This is a genomic window from Shimia sp. R9_3 (genome assembly GCF_017743755.1).
Taxonomy (GTDB): Bacteria; Pseudomonadota; Alphaproteobacteria; order Rhodobacterales; family Rhodobacteraceae; genus Shimia.
The window spans coordinates 130,365-153,366 of the sequence record NZ_JAGHRP010000004.1 but is presented as its reverse complement, the minus strand read 5'-3'; the positions used below and the strand labels follow the sequence as shown (position 1 = coordinate 153,366).

The window sequence follows — 23,002 nt, the reverse complement described above, 5'->3', positions numbered from 1 at the left end:
TTTGGCATCAGTAAAACGGAGACACCAGAATGCGCCCTGTGCAGTTTGCTTTTGAAGAAACCCTATTGGATGAAATTGCAAAGGCAGAGGGGCGGATCGCGATTTTTGTGCCTCAGGAGGGTAACCTCGATCAGGGCGCACGCCGGATCAACCGGCTGACCCGTGGCGCTATTGAGCGTTTGCGTGAAGAAAAGGTTGAGAAAGCCTCAAATGGCGATCTGATCAGCCTCGCGTTTCCGGCTGGTTTGGCCGCAGAAGCTGTTGATGTTGTGGTGCTGCCGCGCCGTTGCAGTGTGGAAGAGGCGCGCAAGGCTGGGGCTGCGCTTGGTAAGGCGCGTGGCAAAGCGGCACTGACCGTTTTGGCTGGCACCCATCCCAAAGCGGCGCAGATCGCTTTTGGCATTGCGATGCGTGACTACGGTTTTGATGACCACAAAACAGCAGAGGCCAAGGATGATGCGCGCGCGGTGCGCATGATGGTGAGCAAGCCTGACGATGTTGAGGCCGCCGCCAGCCCCTTGTTGGCCGTGGCAGATGGGGCGTTTTTCACACGCGACCTTACCAATGAGCCCGCCAATGTGCTGACCACCACCGAATTTGCCGACCGTCTGGTTGCGCTAAAGGACATCGGCCTTGAGGTTGAGGTGCTGGAAGAGGACCAACTCAAGGAATTGGGTATGGGCGCGCTTCTCTCTGTTGGTGAAGGTTCTGAAAGCCCGTCCAAAGTTGTTGTGATGCAATGGAAAGGCGGCGATGCCAAGGCCGCACCGTTGGCGTTGGTTGGCAAAGGTGTGGTGTTTGATACCGGTGGCATTTCGCTGAAGCCTGCTGCTGGCATGGAAGACATGACCATGGACATGGGCGGCGCAGGTGTTGTGGCCGGCACCATGAAGGCGCTGGCGTTGCGCAAGGCAAAGGCCAATGTGGTCGGCCTTGTAGGGCTGGTGGAAAACATGCCCTCTGGCCGCGCGACCCGTCCGGGGGATGTGGTGACTTCTATGAAGGGGGACACCATTGAGGTGATCAACACTGATGCTGAGGGGCGTTTGGTGCTGTGCGATGTGATGCATTACGCGCAGGAGCGTTTCAAACCGGCAGGTATGATTGATCTGGCCACTTTGACGGGTGCGATCATCATCGGTCTTGGCCATGAAAATGCAGGCGTTTTCTCCAACGATGACATGCTGTGCAACGCCTTCCTGAAAGCAGCGGATGCGGAAGGGGAAGGCGCGTGGCGGATGCCGCTGGGCAAAGGTTATGCCAAACAGCTGAAATCGCGGATTGCAGACGTGAAAAACGTCGGTGGCCGTCCGGCGGGGTCGATCACAGCGGCGGAATTCCTGCAGCGCTTTGTGCAAGAAGACATGCCGTGGATTCACCTCGATATCGCGGGCGTGGCCAGCGTGAAGTCGGAAACAGCGCTGGCACCTGCTGGTGCGACCGGCTGGGGCGTGAGCGCGCTGAGCCGGTTGGTGGCGGACAACTTCGAGGTATAAGCCCTTGGGCGCGGCCTATTTTTATCACCTGACACAAGCACCGCTTGATACCACGCTGCCGCGTCTTCTGGAGAAGGCGCGGGGCGCGGGTTGGGCGATTGCGGTGCGGGGGGTGGACCCGGGCCGCATGGAATGGCTGGATCAAAAGCTCTGGCTTTTGGGCGATGAGAGCTTTCTGGCGCATGGGCTGGCAGGTGGACCCTATGACAGGTTGCAGCCCATCTTGCTGACGACGTCGTCTGATACGCCCAATGAAGCGGCGTGTATCATGTCAGTGGATGGCGCGGCGGTGAGCGCGGAAGAGGTCAACACAACCGAGCGTGTCTGTATTCTGTTTGACGGGCATGACCCGGAGGCCGTTCAGCATGCGCGGGGGCAGTGGAAAGCGCTGACCGATGCGGGTTGCCCGGCGCAATACTGGTCTGAAGAGACCGGTGTCTGGCAGAAGAAAGCGGAGAGCGGCGGAAGTTAAGACCCCCGGCTTACCGCGTTAGAATCAAACGGTTTCCGGCGATGGTGATCTGCGCATAGCGCTGCAGATAGGACATGCCGAGGAGCGACTGCGGCATTTCGCCTTCGTTCACCGTGGCGCGCACGTCGCGGTCCGTAAAATCTCCCAGAGAGATTTCCTCGATCCAGACAGGCGCAATCCGGACTTCTCCGTTTGCGGTCATGGCGCGGCCCCAATAGGTGAGGTTGTCCGGATCAAGACCGGCGCGGCGGGCATCTGCTTTGGACAGCACGATTTCAGATGCACCGGTATCCACCACAAAGTCGATGTTGGCTCCGTTGAGACGCAGTGTGGCATAGTAGTGGCCATCGTTGCTGCGCGGGATTTCGATGCGGCTGCCGTCATCCAGCACGGTTTGCATGGGACGCACCGTGGAGCGGATGTCTTCCCACATGCCAGCCACCGCAATGGCCCCCAGAAATATCAGCACCCATATGGCCGCGTTGCGCAGGGTCTGGCCAAGTGCAAGGCGGCCCGATGAGATGTACCACATCAGAACCATCACCAGTAGCAGGCTCAGATATGCGAGGTGGCCGATCTCAAATTCGCTCATGATGCGGTTGTCCCAGATGCGCTTTGCTAGCCAACAAGCCCAAAATCTTTGAGGCCATCAAGGATAAATTGCACGGCAAGCGCTGCGAGCAGCATGCCGAGAAGGCGGGTGATCACGGTGATGCCGGTGCGGCCAAGAAGGCGCTCCAGATAGCCTGCTGTGAGGAACAGACAGAACACAATGGCTAGAACCAAAAGCGCAACGCCAAGCACCGCGAGCGTGGCCTGCACGCCGGTATCCTGACCTGCGAGCAGGATCACAGAGGTGATCGCGCCGGGGCCTGCCAGCAGCGGAATGGCCAGCGGGAAGATCGAAGGATCCGGGTAGTCTTCCTCAGCTTCTTCGGCCTGATCCTCGCGCCGTTTGGTGCGGCGTTCAAAGAGCATGTCGAAAGCTGTTACAAAAAGCAGGATCCCACCCGCAATCCGGAACGCAGGCATGGAGATGCCAATGCCGTTTAGCACAGCTTCGCCAAGGAAGCCGAAGAGCGACAGGATCACAAAGGCCGTGACGCAGGAACGGATGGCGATTGTGCGCCGTTCGCGCGCGGGCACGCCCTGTGTCAGCGACACATAGATCGGGAAAAGGCCAATCGGGTCGATGATCACAAAAAGCGTCACAAAGGCCGTGATAAAGGCGGCGCTGTCCATGGTGGTTGGGTTTTCCTTTTAATGATGGAGAAAAGGCTAAGGTCAGCCTTCGGCTTTTTCCAGCTTTTCCAGCGCTTTCATCCAAAGATCTTCGGCGCGGTCCTGAGCATCGCGGACTTCGGCATATTTCTTCTGCCAGACTTCCATTTCGCCAAGTTTCTCGCCCTCATAGAAAGCCGGGTCCGCCAGTTTGGTTGCCAGCTTGTCTGCCATCTCGTTGAGTTTTTCGACCCGCTGCTCTGATTTTCGCACCTCGGCACGCAGAGCCAGAATTTCGTCGCGGCTGGCTTTTTTGGCCACGGGTTTGGCTTTTGGTTTTCCACTGACCGGCTTGTCAGAGGTGAGCAGAAGTTTGCGGTAAGCCTGAAGGTCATCCTCATAGGGCTTCACCGTGCCATCTTTGACCAGCCAGAGGCGATCGGCCACCAAGGTGAGCAGGTGCATGTCGTGGCTGACCAGAATGACCGCGCCGGTATAGGCTGTAAGCGCCTCAACGAGGGCCTCGCGGCTCTCAATGTCGAGGTGGTTGGTCGGTTCGTCGAGGATCAGAAGATGTGGCGCATCCAAGGTCGCAAGCAGCAGCGACAGACGCGCCTTTTGGCCACCTGACAAGCGCCCGACTTCGGTTTCCGCCTGTGCGGCACCCAGGCCAAATCCTGCAAGTCGTGCACGCAGGTGTGCCTGACCTTCCGCCGGACGCTCGCGCATCAGGTGCTGGATAGGTGTCTCGTCCACGTAAAGCTCATCAACCTGATGCTGCGCAAAGAAGCCGATGCGCAGCTTGGATGAGGTGGTGAATTTGCCTCCCATCGGCTCAAGTCGGCTGGACAATAATTTCGCGAGAGTCGACTTACCCTGACCATTTTTGCCCAGAAGTGCGATGCGGTCATCCTGATCTATGCGCAGATTTAGGTTTTTAAGCACAACCGTTTCGCCGTAGCCGGTCGAGCCTCCTTCAATCGCGATGATGGGCGGGGACAGCTCTTCGGGTTTTGGAAAGGTGAAGACCACGCGCGCCGCATCTTCGGGCGCGGTGATCGGGGTCATCTTTTCCAGCATTTTCACGCGGCTTTGCGCCTGTTTGGCTTTGGAGGCCTTGGCCTTGAAGCGGTCCACAAAGGCTTGCAGGTGTTCGCGCTGCGCCTGCTGCTTTTTGGCGGCCGCAGCCTGAACGGCGCGCTGTTCGGCGCGTTGGCGGGCGAATTGATCATAGGGGCCGGTGTAGTAAGCCAGCTTGCGCTCATCCAAATGCAGGATCGCGCCGACGGAGCGGTTCAGAAGCTCGCGGTCGTGCGAGATGATCAGAACGGTGTGCGGATATTTGACCAGATAGTTCTCCAGCCACAGCGCGCCTTCGAGATCGAGATAGTTGGTCGGCTCGTCAAGCAGCAGGTAATCAGGCTGCGAAAACAGCACAGCCGCCAAGGCTACACGCATGCGCCAGCCGCCGGAGTAGTCGGAACAGGGGCGCAGTTGATCTTCGTGATCAAAGCCAAGCCCCTTGAGGATGGAGGCAGCGCGGGCCTCTGCACTCCAGGCGTCAATGTCGCTGAGGCGGGTTTGAATTTCGGCAATGCGATCTGAGTCGGTGGCGGTTTCTGATTCAGCCAGCAATGCTGCGCGCTCTGTGTCGGCCGCCAACACCGTGTCGATCAGTGACACCTCATTTGAGGGCACCTCCTGCGCCACACCGCCAATGCGGGCGCGTTGGGGCAGGGTGATGCTGCCACCTTCCAGAGACAACTCGCCGCGGATCAGGCGGAAAAGGGTGGTTTTTCCGGCACCGTTGCGGCCGATCAAACCCACTTTGTGGCCGGTGGGAATGGTCGCGGAAGCGCCTTCAAACAGTGGGCGGCCTTCGACGGAATAGGAGATGTCAGAGATCTTAAGCATGACGCGGGTTTGGCGCAGTATTACGGCGGCGTCAATCATCGCTTTTCAAGTCGTTAATCGCGTGCTATCGGAGCGGCAATTCGAATGCGGGGCGGGCGTGGTGCTGGCCCCAATCTTATATGGAGAAAAGAGACATGGCTCTGGAACGCACCTTCTCGATCATCAAGCCTGATGCCACCCGCCGCAACCTGACCGGCGCAATCAACGCCAAGTTCGAAGAAGCTGGCCTGCGCATCGTGGCGCAAAAGCGCATTCACCTGACCAAAGAGCAGGCAGGTGTGTTCTACGCCGTGCACGCAGAGCGTCCTTTCTACGACGAACTGTGCGAATTCATGGCATCTGCGCCAATCGTGGCACAGGTTCTGGAAGGTGAAGGCGCAATCGCGAAAAACCGCGAAGTAATGGGTGCAACCAACCCAGCAGACGCAGCACCAGGCACCATCCGCGCCGAGTTCGCTGAATCCGTTGGCGAAAACTCCGTACACGGTTCTGACGCACCAGAAACCGCAGCGGTAGAAATCGCATACTTCTTCTCCGGGTTGGAGCTGGTGGGCTAAGCATTGCCCCGGGGCGAGATTATCGCCACTATGAATTTACGGATGGGTCGCGGGAATGCCGCGGCCCATTTTTTGTTCTGAGAGGGTGCTGATGGACGTTTGGAAAACAAAGGCGCGGGAAACGGTTTTTGAGGCTGCGCCCTATGTGAAGGTTGCCAAAGAAACGGTGGAGCTGCCCGATGGGCGGTTGATCGACGATTTCTACCAATTGGAGCTGCGGTCGTTTGCGCTGGTTGTGCCGGTTATGGAAGACGGCAGTGTGATGATGTTGCGGCAATACAAACACGGGCCGCGCAAAGTCTCTGTCACTTTTCCGGCGGGTTTCATTGATCCGGGCGAGGAGCCGGAGGTGGCAGCAAAGCGCGAGTTGATGGAAGAAACCGGTTTGGCGGTTGGCACGCTGACCCCTATGGGCAGCTATGTCGACAATGCCAATCAGAAAGGATGTGAAGGCCACTACTTTCTTGCGCAGGGATGTCGGCGGGTTGCCACGCCGGATGCCGGTGATCTGGAGGAAATGCAGGAAGAGCTTTGGACGATAGAAGAGCTGGATCGCGCCATGTTGAACGGTGATCTGGCGGTCACGCACCATGTGGCGGCCTGGGGCATGGCGCGCCTTCGGCTCTAGCGTTTTTCGATCACGCCAATTTTGTTGAGCATGTCTTCGAGTTCTGAGCGCCCCTTGTCATGGGCGCGGGCCTTGAGTGCATCAAAGCGTTTGCGCAGGGCGTCTTTCTCTTTGCCTTTGCAGTCGTTCCAAGGGCGGCCTTGCAGCCCCATGACCAGCACGTAGTACCCAATGAAATGAGGCTTGGTGCCGGTCTTTAGCAGACGGGCATAGGTTTCATCGGCCCCCAGCGCCCTCAGCTCTTCAGCGGTGTGAATACCGGCGCGGGCGCAGGCTTCTTCGTAGGCCGGGCCGAGGTTGCGGATGGAGGAAATCGGGTCTGACATGGCCCAACCATAAGGTGGGACCAAATCGTGAACAAGAGGGGATGTTAGATCATCGCCCAGTCAGTGAATTTTGCATCCGCGTTTGGCGCAGGTTTTGCTGCAGAAGCAGGACTTTGTGGCTGTTGTGCGTTCTGGGAGGGGTGCTGTGATTCAGGTTTTGATGTGGCCATGATCCTGCTCCTTTTGATCTAAGTGTCTGATCTCTTTTGGTGTGCCTGTGATCCAACCTTGGGCACAGGCGTGAGGTGTCTCCTAACATTGCGCCGCAATGTGCGGCCGGCAGGCTTGCTTTGAGGCAAATTCATGCCCTTTCAGGTGGATTTGAGTAAACTTTGGGCGCGCTTTGCGTGTTTGGTAGGAAGGCTCGCGGTCTGCTCCAGTTTGCGACTCTGCCGGATTGGCCAGCGGGTGTTGGGATTTCACATCGAGGTAGGTGATCTTTTCCTTGATCAGCCCGTTTTCAAAGACGAGCACATCCAAAGCCGGGAGAATAACTGACGCCTCTGAATTTGTTTGCCGCCGTGGACAGCCGGGCACGACGGTTTCGGCATCAACCGTCAGATCGTGTTTGAGAGCCGTATAGTGTGCTCCGGAGAGAATGGTCTTGCGGCCGGTTTGTTTTGGCGGAGCTGCGGCATAGAGCGCGGCGAGTAAGGCGTTCAGGCTGTCGTTGTCCTGCGCGGGATTGATGCCGGCTGCGACCAGACGAAAGGCGGTGTCCTCGGGTTGGAGCGCGACAAGCGCGTCCATGTCGTGGCTTGCCCAGCTTGAACCGTAGGTGGCCAGCAATGTGGCGAGATCCTGTTTGGCTGCGGCACTGGCCGAGAGCGTGGAGAGTGTGGCGGCAAGGGCGAGGGTGGCCGGAAGCGTGAAGAAGGCACTTGGGGCTGTCTTGGACATGTCGCAATTCCTTTCGCGCAAAGAAGCGGTTGCGCCGAGATACTCATGTGCCAAGGGCTTTTAGCTGGCTCTCATTGAGGTGCGGCAATGGGCGCGGTGTATCTCCATGATAGGAACAGGCCGCGCTGCATCTGAATGTTGACTTCGGTCATGCAGACGACAGTTTCGGACAGGCGAGCCGATAGTACGCGCCAAGTTTGGCCGCGACTGTTTTGGCCAAGACGGTGCAGTGCAACGTCTTGCAGGCCATGTTTGCTGAGGCTTGGACGCCTTAGAGCTTCACGATTTTGATCGCGGATCCTTTGGCGGCGAGGGCAACTTCGCCTGTGCAGAGACGCAGGGCGTCTGCACCAAAGACCTCATGCCGCCAGCCATGCAGCGCGGCAACATCGCGCCCGCCGGAGGCCAGAGTATCCAGATCAGCGGAAGTCGCGATCAGCTTTGGCGCCACACCGGAGCTTTCGGTTTTGGCTTTCAGAAGCACGCGGAGAAGATCAGCCAATGCCGGGTTGACCTGTTGTTTGTCATCGCGTTTGGGCAGACGTGGCATCTCATCAGACGGGCAAGACACCCCCGCTTTGACAGCGGCGAGAATGCCATCGGCAATGTCACCCTTGCGCGCTTCGCGCAGCAGAAGGCGGGAACGGCCCAGATCCTGCATATTGCCGGGTTTGGTTGAGGCCAGTTCTACCAGAGCGTCGTCTTTGAACACGCGGTTGCGCGGCACGTTGCGCTCTTGCGCATATGCTTCGCGGAATTTTGCAAGCTCGCGCACGATCGCAAGGAATTTGGGGGAGGTGGTGCGGGTTTTGACCCGTTTCCACGCATTTTCCGGATCGATGATGTAGGTCTCCGGACGGGTGAGCATCTGGATCTCTTCTTCCACCCAATGGGCGCGGCCGGTCTCTTTGAGCTTGGCAGCAAGGAATTCGTAGATTTTGCGCAGATGGGTCACATCCGCCAGCGCGTAGGTTTTCTGCGCCTCGGTCAGCGGACGGCGGGACCAGTCGGTGAAGCGGGAGCTTTTGTCCAAGCCCTGCTTTGCAATCTTGCGCACGAGGGTCTCATACCCAACCTGCTCGCCAAAGCCGCAGACCATGGCTGCAACCTGCGTGTCAAACAGCGGGTTCGGGAAAACACCGGCCTCAACAAAGAAGATCTCAAGGTCCTGACGCGCGGCGTGGAAGACCTTGACCACAGAAGTATCGCGGAAGAGTTCATAGAGCGGTTCAAGGGAGATGCCGTCCACCAGTGGGTCGACCAGAACCGCCTTGTCCTCTTCGTCACCGGGCATGTCGCTGGGCACAGCGAGCTGAACGAGACACAGCTTGGAGTAGTAGGTGCGTTCCCGCAGAAACTCGGTGTCGATGGTAACGTAGGGGGCCTTGCGCGCCATTTCGCAGAACTGCGCAAGCTCTTCAGTGGTGGTGATGGTCTTCATAGGTGGCGTATCTTCTTCGTCCGTATTGCCGTGCTCTTCTAACCAGCACTAAGCAGAAACATAGGGGAAAGCAATTCACCAACCCTTAAAGCGTGAAGGGTGTGGTATTTCCGGCGGCGAAACGGCGCAGAGCGGCGGGATAAAGCCGGTGCTCCTGTACCAAAACGCGTTCCGCGAGAGTTTCGGGGGTGTCGTCAGGCAGGACCGGCACACGCGCCTGGCCCAGAATGGGGCCGTCATCCAGCAGAGGCGTGACCATATGCACGGTGCAGCCATGCTCTGCGTCGCCCGCTTCGAGCGCGCGCGCATGTGTCTGCAAGCCTTTGTATTTGGGCAGCAGGGACGGGTGAATGTTCAGCATCCGGCCTTCCCATGGAGCGACAAAGCCTTCGGTGAGCACACGCATGAACCCGGCAAGGCAAAGAATGTCCGGCTGGACCTTATCAAGCTCTGCCTGAAGCGCGGCCTCAAAAGCCGGGCGGTCGCCTTTGAAGGGGCGGTGATCAACCGACACCGTTGGCACGCCCATGGCCGACGCTTTGGAGAGACCGCCAGCATCGGCGCTGTTGGCAAGCACCAGAACAGGCTCCGCCTCATGGCCGGGTGCGGCCATATCCTCCAGCAGGCGGACCATATTGGACCCGCCGCCGGAGATAAAAATCGCAACGCGTTTTTTCACAGAAGCGATCCGCTGTAGGTGACGCCTTCGCCTTTGGTCACGGTGCCAAGGGTGTAAACGGTTTCACCCTGCTCGCGCAGAAGCGCCGCAAGCGCATCGGCCTGATCCGCTTCCACAGACAGGATCATGCCCACGCCGCAGTTGAAGGTCTTGAGCAGCTCAGCTTCCTCCATGCCGCCGGTTTTGGCGAGCCATTGGAACACAGGAGGCAGCTCCCAGCTGGAGAGGTCAATCGCACCGGCCAGACCTTCTGGCAGCACACGGGGCAGGTTTTCGGTGAGGCCGCCGCCGGTGATGTGGGCCAAAGCATGCACGCCGCCCGCGCGCACGGCGGCCAGAGCCTGTTTCACATAAAGACGGGTTGGCGCGAGCAGCGCAGCACCGAGGGTTTGGCTGTCATCCCATGGGCAGGTGTCATCCCAGCCAAGGCCGGAAACCTCAACAAGCTTGCGCACAAGGCTGTAGCCGTTGGAGTGTACGCCGTTGGAACCGAGCCCCAGAAGCACATCGCCCTCTTTCACGCCGGCGGGCAGGTCCGCGCCGCGTTCCATCGCGCCAACAGAGAAGCCGGCAAGGTCAAAATCGCCCGCTTCATACATGCCGGGCATTTCAGCGGTTTCGCCGCCGATCAGAGCGCAGCCGGACTGGTAGCAGCCTTCTGCGATGCCTTCGATGATGCGGGCGGCGGTTTCGGTTTCGAGTTTGCCGGTGGCAAAATAGTCGAGGAAGAACAGAGGTTCAGCGCCCTGACACACCAGATCGTTCACGCACATGGCCACCAGATCAATGCCCACGCCGTCAACATTGCCGGTGTCGATGGCAATGCGCAGCTTGGTGCCCACACCATCGGTGGCCGCAACCAGGATCGGATCGTTGTAGCCTGCGTCTTTGAGATCAAAGAGCGCGCCAAAGCCACCAAGGCCCGCCATCACGCCGGAACGTGTTGTACGTTTGGCAGCGGGCTTGATGCGCTCCACCAGCGCGTTGCCTGCGTCGATGTCCACACCTGCATCTGCGTAGGTGATGCCGTTTTTGCCGTCGCTCATGGGGCGTGTCCTCTCAATCAATACTTGGCGCGTTGCTTAAAGGATCACTTGGGCAAAGGGAACCATGGATTGCACCGTCTGCGCTAACAGACGGTGCATCTGAGTATTTAGGCGCCGTATTGCCACGGAGCGGCCTGATAGCTGAAGCCATTCGCCGATTTCTGCACCTTGCCAAAGCCCGGGAAATCCAGATGCGCGCCGGTGACCAGCAGGTTGTCAGCGACGGCGCGGTCAAACATCTGCAGGCGGGTGTCGACGGTCTGTTTCGGATCTCCATCAAAGGCGAGGGTGAGGCCGGGATTTGCGAACTGCAAGGCGGTCATATGCACGATGTCGCCCCAGAACAGCAATTGCTCACCACCGGATTGCAGGAGGTAGCCGGTGTGCCCCGGCGTGTGTCCCGGTAGGGGCAGAGCGACCAGCCCCGCCCAAGGCTCCTGTTCATTGGTATGAAACAAAAGCTGAGCCTTGTAAGGTGCCACACTGTTGCGCGCCATCTGGAAGAAGCTACGGCTGCTTTCAGGCACGCTGGCCATGATGGCATCATCGTGCCAGAAGTTAAATTCGGTTTCAGAAACAGCGATCTGCGCATTGGGGAAAGCGGCGCTGCCATCGGTGTTGAGCAGCCCGCCAGCGTGGTCAGGGTGCATATGGGTCAGCGCAACGGCGTCGATGTCCATGGCAGACACCCCGATGGCCTCAAGGGCTGCGCCCATCGCGCCAAGCGTGTCTCCCATCAGGTTGGAAGAGCCAGCGTCGATCAGGGTTTTTCTGGCGCCCTGTTCGATCAAGAAGGCATTTACAGGAATGCGCACGCCGCCCGGTTGGAGCGTTTGCTGCGCGTCTGCCAGTGCAGAAGTAACGGCTGGTTCGTCAAAATCAGACAACAGCCCGGGTGCTGCGTCGAGATAGCCGTCCAAAAGTGCCGTCACGGTGGCCTCTCCGACCGTAAAGCGCACAGTGGCTGGCAAGGCTTTGGCGGCGGGGCCTTTGGCGTGGAGTACTTTCGGCAGGCTGATCAATGCGGGTGCTGCCATTGAGGACATGAGGAAACGTCTGCGGGACAAAGACATAAGGAACTCCGATATCGTTCACAGGGGTTAATTCGCCAGCTTGTGCTGGTGATGATGAAATAGCATTGCTAATATGGTGCAGTACCGGGCTGCGCCTGATAGTTGATATAAGAGGTGCTAATACCATGGATCGTCTGGGACTGCTGGAAACATTTGTGAGCGCAATTGCTGAGGGCAGCTTGTCTGCGGCGGGGCAGCATCGGGGGCTCACCCAGTCTGCGGTGAGCCAGCAGATCAGGCAGCTGGAGGCGGCCATGGGTCAACAGCTTTTGCACCGCTCACCCAATGGGGTTTCTGCGACGCGGGCAGGGGTGCTGGTCTGGGAACATGCGCTGAAGCTGCTTGAACGCCATGATCTGATGCTGGCGGAGCTTGATGCGCTTGGCAGCGAGGTTGCGGGAACCTTGCGGATCAGCGTGGGGCATTTTCTCGGGCGCGAGGTTTTTGGGCCGGTTCTGATCGGTCTTGGCAACGAACATGCCGAGCTGGATATTGTGCTGAAGCTGGAAGACCGTTTTGTGGATGTGGTGCGTGAAGGTTATGATCTGGCCATTCGTGCTGGAAAGCTGGGTGAAACTTCAGGCTACGGCCGGAAGATTGCGGCGTTGGAGACGGTGTTTTTTGCAAGCCCGAGCTATCTGGATCAGCATGGGCGGCCGGAGAAGCCTGAAGACCTCAAGCGGCTCAAGTTCATTCAGCACCATGAGGACAAATCGCTGGGCTCGTTTTCAGTGACGCGGGACGGGATCGAATATCAGGCTCCGGTCCGGATCGGTTTCACTGCGGATGATCCCGACATCATTTTCAAAGCGGTGAAATCAGGGGCTGGCTACACGCGGGTTGCGCGCATGTTGATCCAGAAAGAGCTGGATGACGGCGTGTATGAAGAGATTCTGCCGAGCTTTGCTGCGCCGACAAAAGATTTGTTTGCAGTGACGCCAACGCGGATCATTCCAGGCTCCAAGGTCGAGCTGGTGATCAATACGTTTGTTGCGAAATTGGCCGCGATCCACAGGCAGGCGGTCGCGGCGAACACGAATAACAAACTGACCGCTTGACGCCGTCTTTGGCATTTCATAACCAAGCATCAGGCGGGCCTGTAGCTCAACGGTTAGAGCAGAGCGCTCATAACGCTTTGGTTGCGGGTTCAAATCCTGCCGGGCCTACCAAACACCGCCTGTCTCTCCCAAACATCTGACACAGAAAATCTCTGCCAAAGGCGAAATGCCTTTGACGTGAGGATGTTAGCTGCCGCGCCTTTAGCGTGCGCGGCGATCCAGGGTGTTGTTTGCTGCAGCCACGCGAATGGTGCGCACGCCTGCCATCTGCTGATCCGTCAGAACCACCGCGGTGGTGATCTCACGTGTCAGATCCGAGCCGCCAAGGATCGGGTTCTCGGGGGGGATCGCCAGAAAATCAAGCGTCAGAACGCCGCCTTCGACGCCACCGTCGCGGGCAATCAGGCGGGCATCATGGGTGCCATGCACAGAAGAGACGCCAACCGCCATAACAAGCTGGCCCTCGGTCACGCGGTGCACTTCGACATTGGAGACCTGCGTAACCGGCTGCCCGACGTAGGCGACAATCTCGTCGCGGGCAAAGATCGAGCGGCCGCCTTCTTCCTCCGCATCGGGAATCAGAGGGTTGCCTTCCACGACTTGGTTGCTTTTGCCGCTGCCATCAAACCAGTTGACCGGGTTGAGGCGGGATTGACAGGCGGTCAAAGCCAAGGTGGAGGTCAGCAAAATCAGGACTGGAGTGCGCATCGATAAGCCTCATTCTTTGACACCATGGGTTATCCTATTCGTATTGGCTTGAAAAGCATGGATAGCGGGGCTGGACCTTTTGTGACTGTCCACTTAGGTGAAAGACAGACAGAAGGAGAGCCGACCCTATGGCTGCGCAAGCGTTTGAAGACATTGTCGAAGACTTCGAGTTCATCGAGGATTGGGAAGACCGCTATCGCTATGTGATCGAGCAGGGCAAAGATATGGCCCCGCTGGATGAGGCGCTGCGCGTTCCGGCGACCAAGGTGGATGGCTGTGCCAGTCAGGTTTGGCTTCATCCCAAGATCGAAGACGGTGTTTTCAGCTTTGAGGGCGCAAGCGACGCGATGATTGTGAGCGGTCTGATTGCGGTGTTGCGCAAACTCTACAACGGGCTGTCGCTGGCTGAGGTCTTGGCAGTAGATGCCCGCGCGGAAATGGAGCGACTGGGGCTGAATGAGCATCTGTCTTCGCAACGCTCCAACGGGTTGCGCGCGATGATTGAACGTATCCGTCTTGTGGCCGGTGAAGCGGCCTGATCACTTGAAAGCGCCCCAAAAAGGGCGCTGCCTCCGGCGGGGATATTTTGGGCAAGAGGAAGCCTGCGGGCTAAAGCGCGGCGTGCTGCGATTTGCTGCGATAGTGGTTGAGAATGTAGAGGCGAATGGCTGTGGCAAGGCCCGTTTCCAAGTCTCGATCTGCATCAATTTGCGCTGCCAATTCGTTGATTGGAATTGATTTTTCCTCGGCAATCTCTCGGAAGGCGCGCCAGAAATCTTCTTCCAGGGAAACGCTCGTGCGGTGGCCGCGCAGGGTCAGCGAGCGTTTTTGAGGGCGGCTCATTCCGGATCTTTGCTGCGTTCTTTGCCGTCCAGATCCCGCTCGGATTTATCCGCCTGCGCCTCTTCCAATTGCTTCTGCGCCTTGGTGCGTCCGAATTTCACGGCGTTCTCCTCTGCCTGCGCTTTTTGGTCGGCGCGTGCGCGCGCTTTGCGGAATTTGTTCAGGTTGATAATCTCGGCCATGGACCCAAGGTATCGCGGCGTGCCTGATTTGCATAGAGGCCTTTGCATTTGATCCAAAACGCTTTTTGCAAGCTTTTCAGAGACCCATCACATCAAGAGATGTTGCGCAGGCCAAGCCGCCATCGGTGGCAAAGACCGGCGAAGAGGCGAGGGACAGGCCGCCAAGCACAAAGATGATCAGCAGAAAGAGTGGGGGAAGAAATTGACGTTTCATAGGGCGCTCGTTGATCAGGATATGGAGGTGATACGGGCGCGGCGTTGAATTCCGTCGCTGATTTTTGACATTTCCAAAAGAAAAGGCGGCCCGAGATGGACCGCCTTGTTGTTTAGTGGAGCCTGAGAGATCAGTCCTTGGGGCCGATCATCTGCTCCGGGCGCACAACGGCGTCAAAGGTTTCCGCGTCCACAAAGCCAAGCGCGATGGCTTCCTCTTTGAGGGTGGTGCCGTTTTTATGCGCGGTTTTGGCAACGGTCGTAGCGTTGTCATAACCGATGGTTGGGGCAAGAGCGGTCACCAGCATGAGGCTCTCTTTCATCAGCTTGTCGATGCGTGGCTCATTGGCTTTGATGCCGTTGAGCATACGCTCGGTGAAGCTGTCGGCCACGTCACCCAGAAGCTGCATGGATTGCAGTAGGTTGTAGCTCATCATCGGGTTGTAGACGTTGAGCTCGAAGTGGCCCTGAGACCCGGCAAAAGTCATCGCTGCGTTGTTGCCCATCACATGCGCGGCGACCTGCGTCATCGCTTCGGCCTGTGTTGGGTTCACTTTGCCCGGCATGATGGAGGAGCCTGGCTCGTTTTCCGGCAGGATCAGCTCGCCCAGACCGGAGCGTGGGCCGGAGCCGAGGAAGCGGATGTCGTTGGCGATTTTGTACATTGCGCCAGCAACAGTGGCGAGCGCGCCGGACATGAAGACCATTGCGTCATGGGCCGCAAGTGCTTCGAATTTGTTTGGCGCAGTCACGAAGGGCAGGCCGGTGATTTCGGCCATGTTGGCCGCCACAGCTTCGCCCCAGCCTTTCTGCGTGTTCAGGCCGGTGCCAACGGCGGTGCCGCCTTGTGCCAGCTCGTAGATGCCCGGAAGCGCCGCTTCAACACGTGCGATGCCCTGGCGGATCTGGTGGGCGTAGCCGCCAAATTCCTGGCCCAAGGTGAGCGGAGTTGCGTCCTGGGTGTGGGTGCGACCGATTTTGATGATATCTTTGAATTCTTCGGCTTTCGCCTCAAGACCTTCGGCCAATTTATTGAGGCCGGGCAGGAGCACATCGCGCACGGTCATTGCGGCCGCAATATGCATTGCGGTTGGGAAAGTGTCGTTGGAGGACTGACCCATGTTGCAGTGATCGTTGGGGTGCACTGGGTCTTTGGAGCCAATCACGCCGCCAAGAATTTCGATTGCGCGGTTTGCGATCACCTCGTTGGAGTTCATGTTGGACTGGGTGCCGGAGCCGGTCTGCCAGACAACCAGCGGGAAGTTGTCATCAAACTTGCCTGCAACCACTTCGGAGGCTGCCTGGATCACCGCGTCTGCGATTTTCTCTTCCAGCTTTCCGGTTGCCTTGTTCTGCATGGCGCAGGCTTGTTTGATCACGCCAAGCGCGCGCACGATGGCGACCGGCTGCTTTTCCCAGCCAATTGGGAAGTTCATGATAGAACGCTGGGTCTGTGCGCCCCAATATTTGTCAGAAGGAACTTCCAGCGGGCCAAAGCTGTCGGTTTCGGTGCGGGTATCTGCCATCGTGACCTCCGGTAAAATATGTCAGGAGTGTCATAGCGGAATGGGGCCAAAGTGCAATACAGTATACCGTGGGATACCGCTAACGCAGCCCTGAAACTTCAAGCAAACTGGTGCAATTTGGCCAAGCCCGCGACGATTGGCGCGGTGAGGCCTTACTTGCGGAAACTGTCCAGTGAGACAACTTCGGCGTCTTTGCGGGGCTCTTCGACAATCTCTTCGAGGTTGATTTCCTCAGGCAGCTCGTCGAGCTCTTCATCTTCCAGCTCGTCCTCCTGCGTTTCAAAGCGCAGGCCAAATTCAACGGACGGATCTACGAAGGTCTTGATGGCGTTGTAGGGAATGTAGAGAGGCTCAGGTGAATCGCCGAAGTTCAGCGTGACCGCAAACCCTTCGTCTGAGACTGTGAGATTGTCATACCAATGCTGCATCACCACGGTCATTTCGCCGGGGTAGCGGTCTGCCAGCCATTCGGCGATCTCCACATCCGGGTGCTGTGTGTCAAAGGTGATGAAGAAGTGGTGCTCGCCCGGAAGTCCATTGGATTGCACGTCGGTCAGAACCGTCTGGATCAGACTGCGCATCGCGCGGTGCATAAGGTTTCCGTAGTCGATGGTTCCGGACATGGGCTAGCTCCGATGGTCTACAATTCCGACAATAGCTCATTGAGCGGGAAACGAAAGATGATGCATGTCAAAAAGTGCATCATATCCAACCCAAAGCTGTCGCGCTTGCGGCGCTGATAAACAGTGTTGTGATGAGTGGCAACCGAAGGGTGAGCAGAGCGAGGCCTGCGAGGACGCAAAGCAGCGCGGATTGCGGGTCAAAACTCGTTAGAACGGGCAGGGGGCCAAAGCCGGTTTGCACGGTTTCTCCAAACAGCAGATTGAGCGTGAACCACAGGCTCAAATTGAGGATCACTCCAAGAACGGCTGCGGAGATCAGGCTGAGGGCGTGGCTGAGGCGTGGCTCGGATAGGATGCGCGCAACATGAGGGGCACCTGCAAATATCCATAGAAAACAAGGGATAAAGGTGCACCAGAGCGCTGTCAGCCCTGCGGTGAAGGCGAGCCATGGTCCGCCCTGCAAAGCGCCGGAAAGGGTTGCGACAAATTGTGTGACAAGAATCAGCGGGCCGGGAGTGGTTTCGGCAAGGCCGAGCGCATCCATCATCTGATCGGTCGACAGCCAGCCGAAGTCTTGCACCACGGTCTGCACCATGTAAGCGAGCAAGGCATAGGCACCGCCAAAGCTGACGACCGCCAGTTTTGAAAAGAACAGCGCGACGTCTTTTAAGAAGCCTCCCTGCATCCACAGAAAGAGTGCGGGAGCGGCCCAAAGGCTGCCCCAGACCAGAATGGCCTTGAGCGACGTTGTGATGGGCTTGCCGCTGGATGGTGTCGGGCTTGCCGCGACATGTGTGCTGTCTTTGGACGGGATCAGAAAGCCGATTGCCGCAGCGATGAGAATGACCGCCGGAAAAGGCATGAGAGCTGAGAAAAGCGCCAGAAAGCTTGCCAGTGCAACGGCGGTATTTAGTTTGTTTGTCAGCACCTTGCGTGACAAACCTAACAGCGCTTGCAGAATGATCGCAACCACGGCGGCTTTGACACCCACAAAGGCGGCAGCGACCAGAGGCAAGTTGCCATAAGCGGCGTAACCGGCTGCAAGGCAGAAGATAAGCGCCGCACCGGGCAGGACAAACAGACTGCCAGCAATGAGGCCGCCAAGAGTGCCGCGCAGCTTCCAGCCACAGAAAGTTGCGAGCTGCATGGCCTCAGGGCCGGGCAAAAGCATGCAAAAGGAGAGGGCGCCAAGGAACTCGCGTTCCTCAAGCCAGGGGCGACGCTCGACCAGTTCCTGATGCATCAAGCTGATTTGCGCCGCCGGACCCCCAAAGGACAGCAGACCTATGCGTCCAAAAACGCGAAAAAGATCGGAAAGAAGCGGCGTCTGTGACATGCGCTCATGGCTAGCGACGCGGGTCACAGATGCAAGAGATTCGTTTCAGTCTTAGGCGACCTTTTGTCCGGTCAGGCAGAGTGCGATGGTTTGCTCTGGCAGAAGGCCGAGCTGCTGGAAAAATCCAACCATATCAAAGTTGTTATAGGCTTCGACCATAACTTCGCCTTCAAAGCGGACGAAAAGCTGGCCAAAGCCTTTGATGCGGTCCCCGCCGGTCGGGTTGGCGATGCTCATGGTCCAGAGTGCTGCGGCCCAATCGCCATCATCCATCACCTTGTCCACGGTCACGATCGGATCCTCGACGAGCGCCAGATACATGGTCGCCATTTCCCGGAAGTCGTCAGGGCCAACGCCAAAGCCGGGCAGTACCCCTTCGGCAGTGCTGTCCGGGCGGAACATCTCGTCGATGGCGTCCATATCTTGTTCGATCCAAACCCGACGAAACCAGTCCTTGATGATTTGCTGCTTGTCCACAGTCATTGTTTCGTACCCTACTTTGTTATCCCCACAACCACGCTAGGTTTTAAAGAGTAAGTGAAAGGTTAAAAAATTAGATCAAAAGGTGGCGAAAATGTGTTTTTTGCACCTCACGCCGCTTTTTGAGATCTAATTCATTAGTAACCACTCGCCAAGGTTGAGCTGTTAACCAATTTCACGTTGGATTCCAAAGCTCTCGCCAGTTTTGTGGGTAGTGTCTTAACGTAACTTAAGTGCAGGTTTCTGTTGCCAGGTACCTGCGAACCCCGCCTGAAGCTGCAAGCGTCAGGGCTTAGAGTTCGGTGTTAGGCACTGCTTACGCAGCGACTGCTACCGGTGCACGATTGTCATTTGCAATTGTACGATTTTCGCCGATAACGGTGGCAGACAGCCGAGACAAAGCTAACTTCTTTAGACGTCCGTCGATCCTATTTCGTCCCCATGATCCCCAAATGAAGGATGTTTGGTGGAGACGCCGGGTACCGCCCCCGGGTCCGATCCGTTTATTACAAGCGCGTTTATGTCCATAGTCCCCGAGGAGACACCCTTTAGATAGTCCGGAGCCGTTGCCTGTGCAAGCGGGTGTTAACGAGTTTTTTCTGCGTCTGTATTGCGGCTGTATCGCGGCGGTGCGAATTTCGGTCGGCTGAATTGTGTTATTCGACCGTACGTTGCGCCGCCGCTGGCCAATTAGGCCGCGTAGGACGCATCCCAGAAGGCGCGCTCCAGTTTGGTAGCGCGCAGAAACAGCGCCTCAACCTCGGCTTTGGCCTCATCAGACAATGTTGCCCAAACCGCATCCAACTGGCCACGCAGATAGTCCACCACGCCTTCGAAGCCTTCGCCTGCGTGCAGGGTGATCCACTCGGCAAAATAGAACGGCAGATCCTCTTTGGGCGGGTTCACCGGGCTGGCCCAGCTGAGGTAGACCCATTCCGCGACCACAAGCACCGCCAGCATCAGCTCATAGCGGCTGGAGGCCGCGGCCTCTGCCATCAGCGCGATGAAACCTTCGGTGGGGGCAGCAGGCGGCGGGGTCTGGGCGGCTTCGTCCATGCCCAGCGCCTCAAAGGAGCGCAGGAAGTAGGTGTTTTCCGGACCTGTGACCAAAGCCAGAAACTGCGCCGCTGGAACAGAATCAGCGAGTGACGGCGCATGGGCAATGGCGCTGGCCAAGAGCCGGACAAAGCCGTCGATGAACTGGTAGTCCTGCGCCAGATACCAGCGCATCTTGTCCAGATCCAATGTGCCCTCTGCAAGCTCTGCGCAAAACGGGTGGGTTGTGGCGGCGATCCAGTCTTCTCCGGCAAGCTCTCGCAGATGATCAGTGGGGCGCATGGGGGTCTCCTGTCCGTTGGGCGTTTTGCCCGTTTTGGCGGAGAAAAGCGTTTGATGCGGAAAACCGCAAGCAGGTTTTAGCGGCGACGGCGCGGGCGGCGCACCCGAACGTCCCAAAGCACCCAGAGGGTGATGGCAGGCACCGCCATGCAGGTGAGCCATTTTGAGACCGTGCCCATGGTGCCTTCGATCAGAAGCGCATGGACCACGGTGGAGATCACGATGATCAGGGCCAGCGTGTTGTGCAGGATCGACCAATGCAGAAACCGCAGCGGCAGGCGCTGGCGCAGCGTGACCAGCAGCGCTGTGACGATCAGCCCATAGAAGGCAATCGCGCCGTAGACGGAAAATGGCGTTGGAGCGACCAGCAGGAGCGCATCCAAAGCATCCGGCGGGCTGGTCAGATAGAGACCTCCGATGTGCACGGCCACGGCGATCAGGATCAGGCTGCCCGTGGCGCGGTGCCAGAGGCGGGCGCTGCGCGGGCGCAGGCCGGGCAGGTGATTGGCTGCCAGCAAAGGTTGCACAAAAAACAGCAGCAGCGCGATGATGCCCGCAAACCCGGCCAGGATATAGGCGAGGTTGCGATAGGCGAGATAGGGGCTCTGGGAGGCTATGATCAGCGGCAACAGCAAGGCCATGCCAAGCGCACTCCAGATGAGTGCGGCCTTTCCGGGCGTGGCGATGGGCTTCTCTGTCACTTCTGCCATGCTAGGCAGGCTGCAGCACAAAATCGACGGTGAGCGAGGTGTCTTGCGCGCTTGGCATCACCGGGCGCAGGAAGAGCGTTTTATACGCACCGTCGTCGTAGGCGAGATGGGCATGCGGCTCTCCGAAGTTTGGCACGATCTGCTCCATCTCCAGACTGTAGGTGCCGTCCGCGCGGGTCAGCACCGAGCCGTGATTGCGCGGCTCTCGCTCTCCGCCAAGCGTGGTTGCGGCCCAGATCTGGATGCGGGTGTTGGCGACCGGTGCGCCGTTTCCAGCGCGCAGAACGGTGCCGGAGACAATGAAACCTGAGCCGAGACGATCCACCAATGGCGCGTTGGGGCGGTAGTTGTTTGAGCCGCCGCGCATGGTTTGGGTGGGTTTCAGCCCTGCGGCTTGCGCGGGGGACACAAGGCCTGCCGCCAGTGCTGTGCCAGCAAGGCCCGCCCCGATAAAGAAGCGGCGGCGGTTGTAGTAGGGGGCATTCATGAGGTGGCTCCTTTCTCGGAAAGAACAGGTGCGGTCCTCAAAAGTGTGCCACAGCTCCGAAAAGGGAGTGCACACAAATTCGTGAGCTGCCTTGGAAAGGCAGGAGATGGCTTATCGTTCTGATTGCGCCTTGGCAGCGGCGCGGGCGGCCATGGCCTCTTCTCCAAGTGTCAGGGTGTAGGCCGTGAGTTCGGCCAGCGCGGTGTCTGCGGCGGCGCCGTCCTGCGCCTCCAGAGCGTTTGCGATGCGGGTGTGCAAACCGATGATCACATCGCGGTTGCGCTGGGTGAAAGTGATCATGTTCATCAGAGGCTGCATCGCCTCAACTGCGCCGGCCAGTTGATAAGACAGCACCGGATTAGAGGCCCCATCCACCAGCGCGCGGTGAAAGGCCACATCTGAATCGCAAAACCGCTCGTCTGACAGGCCGGGCTGGGCCTGACGGTGAATTTCGGCGCGCATCGTGGCCAGATGATCCGGCGTGCGGCGTTTTGCTGATAGGGGTGCGCAGGCGCGCTCCAGCGCAAAGCGGGCCTCACAGGCGGTTTCAAAATCCACCGCATTCATAGAGAGCAAAAGCGTGCTGGTTGTGATATGCTGGGCAAAGGCCTCGTCATAAGACAGCCTGCGCACAAAGGCCCCACCGGACGCACCACGCTGTGTGCGGATCAGGTTTTGCGCGGCCAGACGTTTGAGCGCCTCGCGCACTGTGGGGCGGGAGACCTGAAACTGATCTGCCAGTTCCGCCTCTGAGGGCAGGCGCTCATCCACGATCATCTCCCCAGAAATGATGGCGTCCCGGATCGATTTGGCGATTTGCGCCGAAAGGTCGGCGGAGCTTTTGGGGTCAATTTTCATTTGTCTGACATTTAATGTTTGCTGCACCTTCAATTGTCTGACATTAAATAGGGAAATGCACGAGTCGCCAAGGGAGGGGAGATGTCGCGCTTTGATTTTCTTTCCGTAAGAAGCATTTTATGGCTTAGTTTCTTTGCCGCCATTCTGGCTGCATGGTGGGTCATGTACGATATGGCCATGTCGATGGACGTGGATCTGATCGGGCGCCCTGGCGAGATGGGCGCGCGAATGGCGGCGATGGATCCGCGCATGCCGATGTATATGCCAATGGCGAATTTCGGCCCGCTTTTTGTGATGTGGGCGGTGATGATGGCGGCGATGATGCTGCCGACCATGGTGCCCACTTTGACCAATTATCAGCGCCTGATGACCTCTGCGGATGGCAGCTGGGGCGGCTGGGTTGGTGTTTTGCTGGGCTATCTGATTGTCTGGGTGGCCTTTGCGGCAGTGATCACTGGAGTGCAGCTTGCTCTGCTGTTTGGCGGCGTGGTGGACATGCTCGGCATTGCGAAAAGCCCCTGGGTGTCAGCAGGTCTGCTGATTGTCGTGGGCGCGTTTCAGTTCACCCGTGCCAAAGAGGTGTGCCATGGCGTGTGCCACAGCCCGATGACCTATTTCCTTGGCCACTGGCGCACCGGTTTTGACGGTGGGCTGCGCATGGGGCTTGGGCTTGGGGCGTTTTGTGTCGGCTGTTGCTGGGGCTTTATGGCGCTGGGTTTTGTCGGCGGCGTGATGAGCCTGTTGTGGATGGGCCTCGCCACGCTTTTCATGGTGCTTGAGAAACTGCCACAGATTGGCCATCGGGTGACCAAACCCATGGGCGTGGCGCTGATTGCTGGGGGTGGCGTTCTGATCGCCATGCCAAGCTTGTTTTATGGAGGATAAAC

The 23,002-nt window shown here is 58.3% G+C and carries 28 protein-coding genes, 1 tRNA gene and 1 other RNA gene; 8 read left to right on the top strand and 22 right to left on the bottom strand.

What is annotated here, in order from left to right; translation table 11 throughout:
• Positions 1–29: 29 nt before the first annotated feature.
• Complete coding sequence (locus J7412_RS12150) at positions 30–1,496, top strand: leucyl aminopeptidase (RefSeq protein WP_209078891.1); 1,467 nt, start codon at positions 30–32, stop codon at positions 1,494–1,496.
• Positions 1,497–1,500: 4 nt separating this feature from the next.
• Entirely contained in the window at positions 1,501–1,968 is a 468-nt protein-coding gene (locus J7412_RS12145) for a DNA polymerase III subunit chi (RefSeq protein ID WP_209078890.1), read from the top strand.
• A gap of 10 nt (positions 1,969–1,978) precedes the next feature.
• Here the strand turns inward: J7412_RS12145 and J7412_RS12140 are convergent, their stop codons facing one another.
• Genes J7412_RS12140 through J7412_RS12130 form a run of 3 tightly spaced genes read right to left on the bottom strand, consistent with a single transcriptional unit; the run spans position 1,979 to position 5,103 of the window.
• Positions 1,979–2,560 carry a TIGR02281 family clan AA aspartic protease gene (locus J7412_RS12140; RefSeq protein ID WP_209078889.1) on the bottom strand — a complete coding sequence of 194 codons (582 nt, stop codon included), beginning with the start codon at positions 2,558–2,560 and terminating at the stop codon, positions 1,979–1,981.
• 26 nt (positions 2,561–2,586) lie between these two features.
• Positions 2,587–3,210: a MarC family protein gene (locus tag J7412_RS12135; RefSeq protein ID WP_209062609.1), complete on the bottom strand. Its 624-nt coding sequence runs from the start codon at positions 3,208–3,210 to the stop codon at positions 2,587–2,589.
• Between the two features lie 42 nt (positions 3,211–3,252).
• Complete coding sequence (locus tag J7412_RS12130) at positions 3,253–5,103, bottom strand: ATP-binding cassette domain-containing protein (RefSeq protein WP_209079110.1); 1,851 nt, start codon at positions 5,101–5,103, stop codon at positions 3,253–3,255.
• A gap of 134 nt (positions 5,104–5,237) precedes the next feature.
• Between J7412_RS12130 and ndk the strand changes: the two genes are divergently transcribed.
• Together ndk and J7412_RS12120 are read left to right on the top strand one after the other, a co-directional pair.
• Positions 5,238–5,660, top strand: a complete 423-nt coding sequence (ndk, locus tag J7412_RS12125) for a nucleoside-diphosphate kinase (RefSeq protein WP_209062611.1) — start codon at positions 5,238–5,240, stop codon at positions 5,658–5,660.
• A 91-nt stretch (positions 5,661–5,751) separates the two neighbouring features.
• Positions 5,752–6,288, top strand: a complete 537-nt coding sequence (locus tag J7412_RS12120; RefSeq protein ID WP_247743906.1) for an NUDIX hydrolase — start codon at positions 5,752–5,754, stop codon at positions 6,286–6,288.
• Here J7412_RS12120 and J7412_RS12115 read toward each other — a convergent pair.
• The 6 genes from J7412_RS12115 to J7412_RS12090 all read right to left on the bottom strand — a co-directional run bounded on the left by J7412_RS12115 (position 6,285) and on the right by J7412_RS12090 (position 11,753).
• Positions 6,285–6,614: a TfoX/Sxy family DNA transformation protein gene (locus J7412_RS12115; RefSeq protein WP_209062617.1), complete on the bottom strand. Its 330-nt coding sequence runs from the start codon at positions 6,612–6,614 to the stop codon at positions 6,285–6,287. The two genes, J7412_RS12120 and J7412_RS12115, sit on opposite strands and share 4 nt — an antisense overlap.
• A gap of 252 nt (positions 6,615–6,866) precedes the next feature.
• Positions 6,867–7,514 (bottom strand): hypothetical protein, encoded by a 648-nt coding sequence (locus J7412_RS12110; RefSeq protein ID WP_209078887.1) that lies wholly within the window; start codon positions 7,512–7,514, stop codon positions 6,867–6,869.
• 271 nt (positions 7,515–7,785) lie between these two features.
• Positions 7,786–8,955: a ribonuclease D gene (gene rnd, locus J7412_RS12105; protein ID WP_209078886.1), complete on the bottom strand. Its 1,170-nt coding sequence runs from the start codon at positions 8,953–8,955 to the stop codon at positions 7,786–7,788.
• An 85-nt stretch (positions 8,956–9,040) separates the two neighbouring features.
• Positions 9,041–9,634, bottom strand: coding sequence for a phosphoribosylglycinamide formyltransferase (gene purN, locus J7412_RS12100; protein ID WP_209078885.1), 594 nt, complete (start codon positions 9,632–9,634; stop codon positions 9,041–9,043).
• Positions 9,631–10,680 carry a phosphoribosylformylglycinamidine cyclo-ligase gene (gene purM, locus J7412_RS12095; RefSeq protein ID WP_209078884.1) on the bottom strand — a complete coding sequence of 350 codons (1,050 nt, stop codon included), beginning with the start codon at positions 10,678–10,680 and terminating at the stop codon, positions 9,631–9,633. The genes purN and purM overlap by 4 nt, the downstream gene beginning before the upstream one ends.
• A 107-nt stretch (positions 10,681–10,787) precedes the next feature.
• Positions 10,788–11,753, bottom strand: coding sequence for an MBL fold metallo-hydrolase (locus J7412_RS12090; RefSeq protein ID WP_209078883.1), 966 nt, complete (start codon positions 11,751–11,753; stop codon positions 10,788–10,790).
• Positions 11,754–11,878: 125 nt separating this feature from the next.
• Between J7412_RS12090 and J7412_RS12085 the strand changes: the two genes are divergently transcribed.
• Complete coding sequence (locus J7412_RS12085) at positions 11,879–12,811, top strand: LysR family transcriptional regulator (protein WP_209078882.1); 933 nt, start codon at positions 11,879–11,881, stop codon at positions 12,809–12,811.
• A 35-nt stretch (positions 12,812–12,846) separates the two neighbouring features.
• A tRNA-Ile gene (locus J7412_RS12080) sits at positions 12,847–12,922 on the top strand.
• Positions 12,923–13,012: 90 nt separating this feature from the next.
• Here the strand turns inward: J7412_RS12080 and J7412_RS12075 are convergent.
• Positions 13,013–13,519, bottom strand: coding sequence for a hypothetical protein (locus tag J7412_RS12075; protein WP_209078881.1), 507 nt, complete (start codon positions 13,517–13,519; stop codon positions 13,013–13,015).
• 128 nt (positions 13,520–13,647) lie between these two features.
• Here J7412_RS12075 and J7412_RS12070 point away from each other — a divergent pair, with 128 nt between their 5' ends.
• Positions 13,648–14,058 carry a SufE family protein gene (locus J7412_RS12070; protein WP_209062633.1) on the top strand — a complete coding sequence of 137 codons (411 nt, stop codon included), beginning with the start codon at positions 13,648–13,650 and terminating at the stop codon, positions 14,056–14,058.
• Positions 14,059–14,128: 70 nt separating this feature from the next.
• Here the strand turns inward: J7412_RS12070 and J7412_RS12065 are convergent, their stop codons facing one another.
• The 12 genes from J7412_RS12065 to J7412_RS12010 form a co-directional block, all read right to left on the bottom strand.
• Positions 14,129–14,362, bottom strand: coding sequence for a ribbon-helix-helix domain-containing protein (locus J7412_RS12065; protein WP_209078880.1), 234 nt, complete (start codon positions 14,360–14,362; stop codon positions 14,129–14,131).
• Positions 14,359–14,544: a DUF4169 family protein gene (locus tag J7412_RS12060; RefSeq protein ID WP_209078879.1), complete on the bottom strand. Its 186-nt coding sequence runs from the start codon at positions 14,542–14,544 to the stop codon at positions 14,359–14,361. The genes J7412_RS12065 and J7412_RS12060 overlap by 4 nt, the downstream gene beginning before the upstream one ends.
• A 76-nt stretch (positions 14,545–14,620) precedes the next feature.
• Positions 14,621–14,758 (bottom strand): hypothetical protein, encoded by a 138-nt coding sequence (locus J7412_RS12055; RefSeq protein WP_209078878.1) that lies wholly within the window; start codon positions 14,756–14,758, stop codon positions 14,621–14,623.
• 130 nt (positions 14,759–14,888) lie between these two features.
• Positions 14,889–16,283 (bottom strand): class II fumarate hydratase, encoded by a 1,395-nt coding sequence (fumC, locus tag J7412_RS12050; RefSeq protein WP_209078877.1) that lies wholly within the window; start codon positions 16,281–16,283, stop codon positions 14,889–14,891.
• A gap of 152 nt (positions 16,284–16,435) precedes the next feature.
• The gene (locus tag J7412_RS12045) at positions 16,436–16,906 is read right to left on the bottom strand and encodes a ClpXP protease specificity-enhancing factor SspB (protein ID WP_209062642.1); all 471 of its coding nucleotides are present in this window, start codon (positions 16,904–16,906) and stop codon (positions 16,436–16,438) included.
• 79 nt (positions 16,907–16,985) lie between these two features.
• Positions 16,986–18,242: a chromate efflux transporter gene (gene chrA / locus J7412_RS12040; RefSeq protein ID WP_209078876.1), complete on the bottom strand. Its 1,257-nt coding sequence runs from the start codon at positions 18,240–18,242 to the stop codon at positions 16,986–16,988.
• Positions 18,243–18,293: 51 nt separating this feature from the next.
• The gene (locus J7412_RS12035) at positions 18,294–18,725 is read right to left on the bottom strand and encodes a nuclear transport factor 2 family protein (RefSeq protein WP_209078875.1); all 432 of its coding nucleotides are present in this window, start codon (positions 18,723–18,725) and stop codon (positions 18,294–18,296) included.
• Positions 18,726–18,954: 229 nt separating this feature from the next.
• Positions 18,955–19,304, bottom strand: a transfer-messenger RNA (tmRNA) gene (gene ssrA / locus J7412_RS12030).
• A 108-nt stretch (positions 19,305–19,412) separates the two neighbouring features.
• The gene (locus J7412_RS12025; protein WP_209078874.1) at positions 19,413–20,060 is read right to left on the bottom strand and encodes a TenA family protein; all 648 of its coding nucleotides are present in this window, start codon (positions 20,058–20,060) and stop codon (positions 19,413–19,415) included.
• 77 nt (positions 20,061–20,137) lie between these two features.
• The gene (locus tag J7412_RS12020) at positions 20,138–20,770 is read right to left on the bottom strand and encodes a ferric reductase (RefSeq protein WP_209078873.1); all 633 of its coding nucleotides are present in this window, start codon (positions 20,768–20,770) and stop codon (positions 20,138–20,140) included.
• A gap of 1 nt (position 20,771) precedes the next feature.
• Positions 20,772–21,257 (bottom strand): twin-arginine translocation pathway signal, encoded by a 486-nt coding sequence (locus J7412_RS12015; protein WP_209078872.1) that lies wholly within the window; start codon positions 21,255–21,257, stop codon positions 20,772–20,774.
• Between the two features lie 111 nt (positions 21,258–21,368).
• Entirely contained in the window at positions 21,369–22,115 is a 747-nt protein-coding gene (locus J7412_RS12010; protein WP_209078871.1) for a FadR/GntR family transcriptional regulator, read from the bottom strand.
• A gap of 81 nt (positions 22,116–22,196) precedes the next feature.
• On the opposite strand from J7412_RS12010, the gene J7412_RS12005 reads away from it, so the two are divergent.
• Positions 22,197–23,000: a DUF2182 domain-containing protein gene (locus J7412_RS12005; RefSeq protein WP_209078870.1), complete on the top strand. Its 804-nt coding sequence runs from the start codon at positions 22,197–22,199 to the stop codon at positions 22,998–23,000.
• The last annotated feature ends 2 nt before the right edge of the window (positions 23,001–23,002 follow it).